The organism is Halomonas sp. KM-1, from assembly GCF_000246875.1.
GTDB classification, from domain to species: Bacteria; Pseudomonadota; Gammaproteobacteria; order Pseudomonadales; family Halomonadaceae; genus Halomonas; species Halomonas aerodenitrificans.
On the sequence record NZ_BAEU01000021.1, the window covers coordinates 1 to 10775 of the forward strand.

Genomic DNA, 10775 nt, shown 5'->3' on the forward strand with positions numbered 1-10775 from the left:
AGCCGATCTTCTCTCCGGCGCCGATCCGATTATCGACCCAGCCCCCTACCGCTTCGAGCGTTTCCTCTAGCCGAGCCGCAGCGGATCATAGCCGAGCCGCAGCGGATCATAGCCGAGCCGCAGCGGATACCGGCTGCCGCCTGCGGCACGTCTTCTGGACGCCCAACTTCGGCAATGTCGTTTCAATTGAAACTATTTTGACCCTCGTCAATGTCACCAGCTGCTGGGAGGCCGATACTGCAGGAAACGTATCGTCAAGGAGTCTCCCTATGTCCCAGGCAGCCAAGAACACATGGTGGAACCGCCTCTGCGAAGGCAGCTACCGCGCTTCCACGCGGCGACTGGTCCGCGAGATCGAGGCGGAATCGCCGCAGGTCTACAGCGAGATGCTGAGAGATCTCGATACCCCGCTGGAGTCCACCTTCGAGCGCGAGATGGCGCGTCACCTCGATCGTGGCGGCTACCGCGCCTTCGTGCCGGCCGACACCCTGATGCCGGCCATGCTGCAGCGTTTCGGTCTCGAGCCGGCCAGCGTCGAACGCCACGTCAGCTACCCCAGCCTGCGCGGCAACTGCAATGCCTGCCCGGTGGCTGGCCACTGCTGGGGCGCCATGCGCCGCGACGCCGGGGTCGACGAGTGCCATACCTTCTGCCCCAACGCAGCGGCCTTCGAGCGGCTGGCCGAGACGGCCGGCTAACGGCTTGGCAGCGTTGCCCCACGGTGAGGGCCGAGAGCGTCTGCCAAGCCGGGCGCCTCTCGGCCGCCTGCGTTCGGCTATTGCTCCCAACTGGCCGCAAGAGCCTCCAGCCGTTCGCGCTGGAAGGCCTGCAGGTCGGCATTGGGTTGTTGCAGACGCAGGAACTCGAGCATCGGATCCGTCACATCGGTTTGCACGCCGCTGAGCTCCTCCACCACCGCATGACCGCAGAAGGGAACGTAGGCCTCGGAGTAGCCGCCCTCGTGGACCATCACCAGGCGCCCGTCGCAGAGCCGTTCGGCGGCCTGGCGCAGCGTACGGGTCATTTCCCGATAGCACTCGCTGGTCAGCAGCATCCGCGCCAGGGGGTCGAAGCCATTGGCATCAAAGCCGCAGGCGACGATGATCAGCTCCGGGGCGAAGCGCTCCAGTGCCGGTACCACGAGTCGCTGCATGGCATGCTGGTAGGCGTCCTCACCGCCACCGGGCAGCAGCGGGATATTGAGGTTGTAACCGAGGCCCGTGCCGCTGCCGCGATCGTCGGCACCGCCGTAGCCCGGCGGGAAGCAGCCCTCCTGATGCAGCGAGATCGTCAGCACGTCATCACGTTGGTAATAGACGTGTTGGGTGCCGTTGCCATGATGGACATCCCAATCGATCACTGCGACACGGCTAAGGCCCGAGCGGGCTCTGGCAGCCTCGATGGCGATGGGGATGTTGGCCAGCATGCAGAAGCCCATGGCGCGATCCGGCAGGCAGTGGTGGCCGGGGGGGCGCGACAATGAGTAGGCGTTATCAGCCTCGCCGCGCAGCACCGTGGCCACGGCCTCGATCGCCAGTCCCGCGGAGACCCGCGCAATCTCGTAGCTGCCCGGCCCGATGGGGGCGTGGTCGCCCAGTTCGCCACCGCCGGCATCGCTCAGCGCCTTGAAGCGTGCCAGATACTCGGCGGGATGAATGCGCAGCAGGTCTTCCTCGCTGGCCATGGGGGCCGTGCGAAGATCGAGGGCCCGGGTAAGCCCCGAGATATCCATCAACGACTTGAAGCGTCGCTTGGACTCCGGCGACTCGGCCAGCCCACCGGCGGCTGGGGGTTGCACCCAGCCGCCTACCGGCATGACCAGAGCGTGCTGGCCGGCGCTGTGCCACAGGCAGTGTTCATCGAAGAAGAAGGCGGTACGGCGGGTCATGAGGTCGTTCCTTGGGTGGGTGTGGTTCGAGCGTCTCGCAGCGTCGTCGAGGCGCCGCTGGAGCTCAGGATCAGGGCCAGGGAGAGCAGGCCTGCCGCGGAGGCGCCCAGCAGCATGCCGGTGTGATGACCCTGGGCCTCGATCAGCTGGCCGGCGAGCAAGGGGCCGGTGGCCAGCCCGCCACCGATCACCAGGTTGACGGTGTTCATCAGGCGCCCGGAGGGGTCGAGTTCGGCCAGGCTGGCCAGGGCGAACGGGAGGATGAAGGTCCAGGTGAACTTGAAGACCAGCGCGGCGATGACGAAGCGCGCCATGCCCGGGTGGCCCATCAGTGCCAGGGTGGCGGCGACCAAGGCGGCATAGCCCGCCAGCAGCATCGCGCGGCGTGCCTGTCCCTGGGCGGCCCACTTGCCCAGCAGGCTGGCACAGGCGGCGCCGACAATGCCCAGTAGGGTGGCGATCGCCAGGATGGTGCCGCTATGCTCGGCGGAGATTCGGCTCTCGGTGGCGATCGCACCGATGAACGTCCAGACCCCGCTTATGTCGATGTAGAACGTGAAGATGGCCAGTACACCGAGCCCCGCCTTGAGTCGCGGCAAGGGGCGGTCGCGCTGGCCGGCACTCCGCTGGGTGCTTTTCGCCGGGAGGAAACGGGCCAGCGGCAGGCAGGCCAGCATCGACCCTGCCAGCAGCCAGTAGAGAAACGCGAGGCCGAATATCTCGAACATAGGCGGTAGCAACGCCAGGCCCACGGCACCCACTACCAGCTGGCCCATCACCCAGAGGCCATAGACACGATCCTTATTGGCGGTCAGTGCCGCCGCCGAGATGCACACGATCATCAGCGAGCCGGCAGCCAGGGCGGTCACGAAGCGTAGCGTCATCAAGAGCCCGTAGTCTTGTTGGCCGAACAGCGCCGAGGCGATGTTGCCGGCAACGAAGACCAGCCCCGCCAGCAGTGCCGCTCGTCGCCAGGAGACCCGCGGCAGCCACCAGTAGGCAGGCAGGGTGGCCAGGCTCAAGGCGCCCAGCTCGATGGCCAAGAGGTTGCCGACCTGGGAGGGCCCGAGCGCCAGTTGTGAAACCAATTGTCCGGCGATGGCGGGAGCCACCATCAGCGCCGCCGGGGCCAGGGCGGCGAAAGCGACGATGGCGACGATCATGCGGCGCGACGAGGCGCCTTCGGTAGTCGATGTCTCGAGAGTCATGGGGGATCTCCGATGGTCGTGCGGTTCACCACACACGGGCCAGGCGCAGCAGGGCCTGGCTGCCGTGGAAGGCGTTGTCGGTGTCGACGTTATGCGAGAGGGACAGCATCAGGTGGTGGCGGGGCGTGAGCCGGTGGCCCAGCTCTACGCCCAGTTGGGTATAACGCTGGCGAGTGTCGCTCAGCGCTTGACCATCAAACTGCAGTGCGCCGCCCTCGGCATGGATCAAGCGCAGGGCGCCATAGGTGCTCTGCGTGAGGTCGTAGGAAGCGAACGCCTGGAGACGGTAGAGCGGATCCTGTTCGAGGGTCATGCCCAGGTAGTCGTCGTTGTCACCGTAGAGTTGGGCTTCGAGGTTGGCCTCCAGGACCCATCTCTCGCCCACTCCCTGGGTGTAATTGAACACGAAGGTTGCCGCCCAGCGGTTGGCGCCGGGAGAGGTGCCCGGGCGCTGGCCGTCGTACTCGCCCACCGGCAGGGTCAGCATCGACAGCAAGCCGCTGGCGACTCGGTCCTCGGGACGGTCGACGAAGAACAGCGTGCCGCCCACCTGGGGATCTGCCAGGCCACTCTGGCGTTCCCGCTCGGCGGCACCGGGCAGGTGGGCATCCACATCCACCAGGGGCACCACGAACTGGGGTGTGCAAAGGCGCCCGCAGATATTGCTGAACCAAACCTGGCGATAAACCAAGGCGTTCACGTCTAGGCGAGCATTGCCCTCGGGGTCGGCTGCGCCGCGAAAGCGATTGGCCTGTTCGTTGGCCAGATAGAGCACACTTATCGAAGTGCCTGCCGGGGCAGACAGGAAGTCTCGGGCGTTGAGGTCGGCGGCCTGGACGGCAGTGGCGCTCAGCGCCAGCGCCGTGGTCAGGCCGGTGATGAAGCGCCGTAGCTTGAGAGATGTTGTCATTGTGTCGCCTCTTGGTTGGTAAGGACGCAGGCATGGCGAAGCCCTCACCCGTTCGGACGGGCGATGGTCGGCATGTGGGGAATGAGGCGGGCTCTAGGCCCGGCAGGCATCAGCCAGGGGGCGAGCGGTTGACCAGGGTGGCCACGCTGGCCTTATCGTGGACGTCGAGTTTCTGGTAGATGCTGCGTATGTGGTGGCGCACGGTGCTGGGAGCGATCGCCAGCTCTCGGGCTATTTCCTTGTAGGTGAGCCCGCCGCCGAAGTGCTGGGCGACCGCCAGCTCTCGACCGCTGAGGCAGGACAGAGGCCCCAGGCGGCAGACGGTGAGCAGCCAGAGGTCGAGGACCGGGCGGCACTGGATGCTGATCCGGGCACCTTCGTAACCCGCTTCACCCAGGCTTATCGGTAGCCTTGGCCCCTGCCAGTCGGGCCACTCGTCGCCGAGCAGGTCGCTGAAGCCCCGTTCGGCGCTATGCAGCACGCCCTGGCGATCGCACACCGCCAAGGCCAGGTGCGGCTGGCGTTCAAGGTACTCGCGACGCGCTACCAGCGTACGGATCTGGCTGGCATCCACTGCCATCGAGAGGTGATTGATCAGGTGTGTCAGCAGCCGGAGTTCCCGCTCGCCGAAGCGGGTCGAGCCGGGCCGCCGATAGAGCGAGAGATGGTCGCTGAGTTGAGTGCGAGGGTTGGTCTGCATCACGCAGAGCAGCTCGCTGAGGTCATGGCGTTCTCCCAGCCAGGCGAGCCCCGGGGTGGTGGCACGCATGTCGACGATCACCGCTTGCCCCGGCTCGCGGTGGCTACGCTCCACGGTGACGTCCTGATGCTCGATGGAGCGCCAGTCGGCCAGGTACGCCTCGGGGAGTTCGAAGAAGAAGCGGCTGTGCTCCTCGATCCGCCCATCGATCAGTACCGAGCGTCCCCACCAGGCGCAGTCGAAGGCCAACAATTCTTGCAGCCGAGCCAGGGCCGCGGGGTGGAAGTCGGGCAGAGGCAGCTTCTGGGCAAGTTGATTGATGTCCCAGAGCAGTTGGCTGAAGGCGCCCAGCAGGTCGTCGGACGCCACGGCATCGGGCTTGGTCATCGTCGGGTACCGTTGTTGTTATTGGAGTCGGCCGGGAAGCAAGGCCATGACACCATCTTCGCCCCACCTGAAAGGACCTGACCATCGTACAGATGAACGATGGGAGGCCTTAGGCGGGGTGCGGTGTGCTGTAAAGTGCAGGGCGTCGTTGGCGGCTACCCCAGCCGCCGATAGAGCGTCGAGCGGCTGATGCCCAGCGCGCGGGCGGCGCTGGTCATGTTGCCGCCGTGGGCCTCGAGTGTGCGCAGCATGTGGAGGCGCTCCAGCTCGCGCAGTTGCTGGGGGGACTCGGTTGAAGCCGGCATGGTCGGTGGCGTGTCGGCGCAGGTGGCGATACCGCCTGCGCCGAGTTTGCGCTGCCAGCGCGGTGAGAGGTCTTCCAGCGTGACTTTTCGGCACTCCGGATCGGCACCCATCAGTGCCGCTTCCAGACAGTGCTCCAGCTCCCGCCAGTTGCCGGGCCAGGGATAGCCGGCAAGGCGCTCGACCAATGGGTCGTCCAAGGCCAGATCGCGTCCATGATCGTGGCACAGTGCCGCCCAGCGCTTGCGGATCCGGGCTGCGAGGCCGGCATGCTCGCTCAGGGCGGGAAGTTCCACGACCACCGCCGCCAGACGATAGAAAAGGTCTTCACGGAAGTCGCCGGCGGCGACCAGCTCCTCCAGATCTCGGTGGCTGGCAGCGATCACCTGACAGTCGATCGGTACCTCACGATGATCGCCCAGCGGCGTTACCACCCGCTCCTGCAGTACACGCAGCAGCCGGGCCTGCAGCGCCAGGGGCATGTCGCCGATCTCATCGAGCAGCAGAGTGCCGCCGTTGGCCTGCACCAGGCGTCCGCCGTGGCCACCTTTACGGGCGCCGGTGAAGGCGCCTTCCCCATAGCCGAACAGCTCCGCCTCGATCAGGCTCTCGGGCAGGGCCGCACAGTTGAGCGCTACGAAAGGTCGCCGCTCGCCCAGGCTGGCATGCAGCGCTCTGGCCAGCTGCTCCTTGCCGGTGCCGGTTTCGCCTTGCAGCAACACGGGCAGTCCCGCGGCCAGTGCTCGTGCAGCGCGGTGTGCCTCGCGGGCCAAGGGCGCGGGCCAGTCCGCCACCAAATCGTTCAACTGACAGCCAAGGGGAGTCGCTGTGGGTGGCGGTAGTGTGGTGGAAACGACCTCGGCAGGTTGCCACTGCTCGGGGGGATTGAGGCGTCCGAACAGCCGACCGCCGGTCAGCTCCAGGCCCAGCAGCGTCGATTGTCGTTCGCACTGGCGTTGTAATGCCGGCCACGAGCTGCCGAAGAGCGCCTCGACGGGCTGCCCCGTCAAGGCAGCGGCGGCTTGCCCCAGCCAGTGGCTGGCCTGGGAGTCCACGGCCAGGATGAAGCCCGTGTCGCTGATTGCCACCAAGCCGCAGCTCACCCCGTCCAGCTCGGCCAGCGAAGCGTGCACCTGCAGTACCCAGCGCTGCTGGTAGTGGCGTATGAACAGGCGTTGCTCGAGGGCTCCGGTAAGCTGCTGAACCCGGCGCAGGAAGATCTCGGGCCGCGGATGGTTGGCCTCGAAGGTGAGATCGATCAATCCCAGGCAGCTGCCATCGAGATCGAACAGCGGTGCTGCGACGCAGGAGACCGGATTGTCGGGGAACAGCAGATGCTCGCAGGACTTGACCAGCACCGGCGCCCTCTCGATGAGCGCCAGGGCGGGTGCGTTGGTGCCGAACCGGCGTTCGTCCAGGTTGATGCCTGCTCCGATGCGCAGGTGCTCGCCGATGACAAAGCCTCTGCCGTAGCTCTTGAGAATGGTGGCATCCGGCGTGGCAAGCAGCAGTTGGCAGCCGCGCAGATCCTCGGCGGCTCGACTGACCAACGGATCGGCCAGCTCGATCAGGCGACGATGTGCCTCGCGCTGCAGGCGCAGCTCACCGCTGTCGAGTTGCGACAGCTCGAGTCGTGTGCCGGGAAGAAGGCCGTGGTCCAGACAGCGTTGCCAGGAGCGTCCAATGCTGGCATCGAGCAGATCCACCGGTAGCTGGCCACGGCTCAGGTGCTCGCGGACCTGGCGGATCACGTCGGGGGTTCTCAGGGCGGCTCGAATGGTCATGGGCCCTCTCCCAGCGAGACCGACGAACTGTCCCAGGATGCGACAGCCGTCGTGTCCGGAGACGCAACAGCGCTGTTGGGCAATTCTGGGCCGTCATTAACTCGCTGATTATATTGTGTTTATTTTGTCCGCGTTCAGCTGGCACGGGGCTTGCTAAGACATGCTGAAGGGAGTCATCGGGCAGTGCGACGCCGACACGGCCCTCCGACAATCATAAATCAGCCCCATAGGAGTACAACCATGACGCCGCTCTCTGCCACGATTCAATCCTGGCTGGACAAGAGCCACACTCACTTCATCGGAGGTGAGTGGCTGCCTGCCGCCAGCGGCCGGACCCTTGACGTCTACAATCCCGCCACCGCCGAGGTGATCAGCCGGGTGCCGGCCGGCGACGCCGCCGATATCGACGCCGCAGTCGCCGCCGCCCGGGAGGCGTTCCGTCACTGGCGCAAGTCGCGACCGGCGAGGCGTGAGAAGTTGCTGCTGGACCTCGCCGACGCCCTGGAAGCTCGCGCCGATGATTTTGCCCTGCTCGAGACTCTGGATAATGGCAAGCCGGTGACCTTCTCGCGCCACATGGACGTGAGCCTGGCCATCGACTTCATCCGCTATACCGCCGGCTGGGCCACCAAGATCGAGGGGCGCAGCATGACGCCCTCGATGCCTTTCGTACCCGAGGACAAGCAGATCGTGGCTTATACCCGCCGCGAGCCCATCGGCGTGGTGGGAGCGATCATCCCGTGGAATTTCCCGCTGCTGATGGCGGCCTGGAAGGTGGCACCGGCACTGGCCGCCGGTTGCAGCATCGTGCTCAAGCCCGCCGAGGACACCCCGCTCACGGCGTTGCTGCTGGCGGAACTCGTCGAGCAGGTGGGCTTCCCCGCCGGCACCCTCAACGTGGTCACCGGCCTGGGCCATACCGCCGGGGCAGCGCTGGCGGCGCATCCCGGTATCGCCAAGGTGGCCTTCACCGGCTCCACCGCGGTAGGCAAGCAGATCGGCCATGCCGCCATGGAGAACCTGACCCGCACCACCCTGGAGCTGGGCGGCAAGTCGCCGGTGATGGTGCTGGCCGATGCCGATGTCGAGGCCGCCGCGGCCGGCGCCGCCCAGGCGATCTTCTTCAACCAGGGGCAAGTGTGTACCGCCGGCTCGCGGATCTACGTGCATGAGTCGATCCACGACGCCTTCGTCGCCAGGCTCGCCGAGCAGGCGAGGGGATTGACGTTGGCCCCGGGCTGGGAGCTTACTGCAACCTTGGGACCGCTGGTCTCCGCCAAGCAGCAGAGCCGGGTACTCGCCTACATCGACCAGGCCCGCAGCGACGGCGGAACCATCGTCACCGGGGGCGGTACGGGGCGCGACACTGGCTATTTCGTTGAGCCCACGGTGATCACCGGCCTGGCCCAGAGCAGCCGCTGCGTGCAGGAGGAAATCTTCGGCCCGGTGGTGGTGGTGCAGACCTTCCGCGAGCTGGACGAGCTGGTGACCCTGGCCAACGACTCGCCCTACGGTCTGGCTGCCAGCATCTGGTCCAACGATCTCTCGGCGGTCAATCGCCTGGTGCCGGAGATCGAGGCCGGCAGCGTCTGGGTCAACGGTCACAACCTGCTGGATGCCTGCATGCCCTTCGGCGGCTTCAAGCAGTCGGGGATCGGTCGCGAGCTCAGCGATTCGTTGATCGAGCATTACACCGAACAAAAATCTGTCGTCATGATCGTGTGAGGCAACCGGGTCCCTGTCCAGGGACCCTCCATTCAAGGGGAACAACAGGATGAACAAGAACAACACCTCGCCACGTCTGTGCGGGGCGATAGGCGGTGTGCTGCTGGTTGCCACGCTGCCCGCCCAGGCCTACGAGATGGCCGATCTCGGCCACTCCACGGTGAACATCGATATCCAGGCACTACTTGGGGCCTTCCACAGCGACCGGGGTTATGCCAATGGCGCCGCCGAGGCACGCCGCTATCGCTGGCAGGAGGGCACGCTGACCCTGGGCGCCGAACTCAGCCCCAAGGAGGGTGGCCTCTATGGCCGGGTCAGCACCGTGGGCACCGCCACCTGGGGGGATGGCGACGCCGCCGGCTTCACTTCCGGCAACGAGCGCGAGCTGGAACTGGAGGACGCCTTCCTCGGCTACCGCAGCGAGTCGCTGGGCGATCCGGCCTCGCCCTGGCGCCTGGACGTCTCTGCCGGGCGCCAGCCGATCACCTTGGGCGACGGCTTCCTGGTGGCCGGCGATGCCACCAGCCTGGGTGACGCCTTGGGTGAGGAGCTGGACCGCGGCGGTGCCTACTACCTGGCCGGGCGCCAGGCCTTCGACCGTACGGCGACGGCGACACTGGGCCGCGAGGGCTGGCAGGGGCAGGTGGCCTGGTTCGAGTCGGACAATCCGGCCCAAGCCAGCACCGAGATGGCGGCATTGACCCTCTCTCATGATCATGGCAGCGGCCTGGTGGAGGCCACCTACCTGCGCGGCCTGGGCGTCGACGAGGCCGAGGCCGACGAGTTCCTGGCCCAGCGCGACGGCATGGACGTCTATGGACTGCGCTTCGAGCAGCGCCTGCTGGACGAGGCGTTGAGCCTGCGCGGCGAATTGGCCCACCAGCGCAAGGATACCCGCGAGAATGCCTGGGCGCTGGAGCCGGCCTGGACCTTCAGCGAGCTGCCCGGTCAACCCACCCTGTCGCTGCGCTACAGTCGCTTCTCCGAGGCGTGGGATCCGCTCTTCTTCGGCGCCACGCGTGGCTACGGCACCTGGTTCCAGGGCGAAGTGGCGGCCAACTACGCCGGTCCTTTCAACAGCAACGCCGAGGTGTGGCGGCTGGGGCTGGAGGGGTCGATCAACGAGAGTCTGAACCTGGGGCTGCTGGCCTACGACTTCTCGAGCCGCGACCGGGTCGATCAGCCCGACATGGGGGGCCGCGAGTACAATCTCTATCTCGAATGGCTGCCCACCGACTGGCTGTATGTCTCGCCGCTGCTGGGCTGGTACAACCCCGACAGGAGCGCGGAGCAGGGTGGCACCCAGCTTGGCGATGACGATACCTCCTTCTATGCCCAACTGCTGGTAGGCGTATTCTTCTAATGAGCGATGAGGCGGTGCTGATCGCCGGAGGCGGCCCCGCGGGGGCCGCCCTGGCGATGCTGCTGCACCGCGCCGGTCGGCGGGTCGCTCTGGTGAGCCGCTGTCGCGATTATCGCGCCATCGAGGGCATCTCCCGACTCAGCCTTCAGGCCCTGGCCGGCCTGGGCTTGTCTCGGGCCGCGGCCTGCGCGGTGGGGCCCCTGCCGCGCCGGGTCATCTGGGCGGGCGAGACGCGGGCGCCCAACGCCGAGTGGCTGCTGCCCCGGCCCGCTTTCGACGCGGCTCTGCTCGAGGATCTACGTGCGGTCGGCGTCCCGCTGATCGAGGCCCGCGTGGTCTGCCTCGAAAACACCGCGCATGGAGTTCGCTTCAGATTGGCAAATGGCGAGGTACTGACCGCTGCCTGGGGAGTGGAGGCCCGGGGCAGGGCGGTGGCGCGGCGGCAGTTTCACGATGCCGCTCCCTGGTCGAGCCCGGCCTGGATCCTGCGCGGTGCCACTGCGCACG

9 protein-coding genes are annotated in these 10775 nt (G+C 66.7%); 4 read left to right on the plus strand and 5 right to left on the minus strand.

Annotated features, from left to right (window positions below; genetic code table 11):
- Window positions 1–269 precede the first annotated feature (269 nt).
- Complete coding sequence (locus B8115_RS01995; protein WP_010626064.1) at window positions 270–698, plus strand: hypothetical protein; 429 nt, start codon at window positions 270–272, stop codon at window positions 696–698.
- A 77-nt stretch (window positions 699–775) separates the two neighbouring features.
- Here B8115_RS01995 and B8115_RS02000 read toward each other — a convergent pair whose 3' ends face one another.
- The 5 genes from B8115_RS02000 to B8115_RS02020 all read right to left on the minus strand — a co-directional run bounded on the left by B8115_RS02000 (window position 776) and on the right by B8115_RS02020 (window position 7180).
- A complete protein-coding gene (locus tag B8115_RS02000; RefSeq protein WP_010626065.1) occupies window positions 776–1888 on the minus strand; it encodes a class II histone deacetylase in 1113 nt (370 codons plus the stop codon).
- Window positions 1885–3096 carry an MFS transporter gene (locus tag B8115_RS02005; protein ID WP_010626066.1) on the minus strand — a complete coding sequence of 404 codons (1212 nt, stop codon included), beginning with the start codon at window positions 3094–3096 and terminating at the stop codon, window positions 1885–1887. Before B8115_RS02005 ends, B8115_RS02000 begins: the two co-directional genes overlap by 4 nt.
- 25 nt (window positions 3097–3121) lie before the next feature.
- A complete protein-coding gene (locus B8115_RS02010) occupies window positions 3122–4006 on the minus strand; it encodes a transporter (protein ID WP_010626067.1) in 885 nt (294 codons plus the stop codon).
- A gap of 109 nt (window positions 4007–4115) precedes the next feature.
- Window positions 4116–5093, minus strand: coding sequence for a LuxR C-terminal-related transcriptional regulator (locus B8115_RS02015; RefSeq protein ID WP_010626068.1), 978 nt, complete (start codon window positions 5091–5093; stop codon window positions 4116–4118).
- A 155-nt stretch (window positions 5094–5248) separates the two neighbouring features.
- On the minus strand, window positions 5249–7180 hold the full coding sequence (locus B8115_RS02020; protein ID WP_010626069.1) for a sigma-54-dependent Fis family transcriptional regulator: 1932 nt from the start codon (window positions 7178–7180) through the stop codon (window positions 5249–5251).
- Between the two features lie 240 nt (window positions 7181–7420).
- Here B8115_RS02020 and B8115_RS02025 point away from each other — a divergent pair, with 240 nt between their 5' ends.
- From B8115_RS02025 to B8115_RS02035, 3 genes are all read left to right on the plus strand, one after another.
- A complete protein-coding gene (locus B8115_RS02025) occupies window positions 7421–8905 on the plus strand; it encodes an aldehyde dehydrogenase (RefSeq protein WP_010626070.1) in 1485 nt (494 codons plus the stop codon).
- A gap of 49 nt (window positions 8906–8954) precedes the next feature.
- The gene (locus B8115_RS02030) at window positions 8955–10268 is read left to right on the plus strand and encodes a hypothetical protein (RefSeq protein ID WP_010626071.1); all 1314 of its coding nucleotides are present in this window, start codon (window positions 8955–8957) and stop codon (window positions 10266–10268) included.
- Window positions 10268–10775, plus strand: a 508-nt coding sequence (locus B8115_RS02035) for an FAD-dependent monooxygenase (RefSeq protein WP_010626072.1), incomplete at its 3' end; no start/stop codon positions are given. The genes B8115_RS02030 and B8115_RS02035, both read left to right, overlap by 1 nt.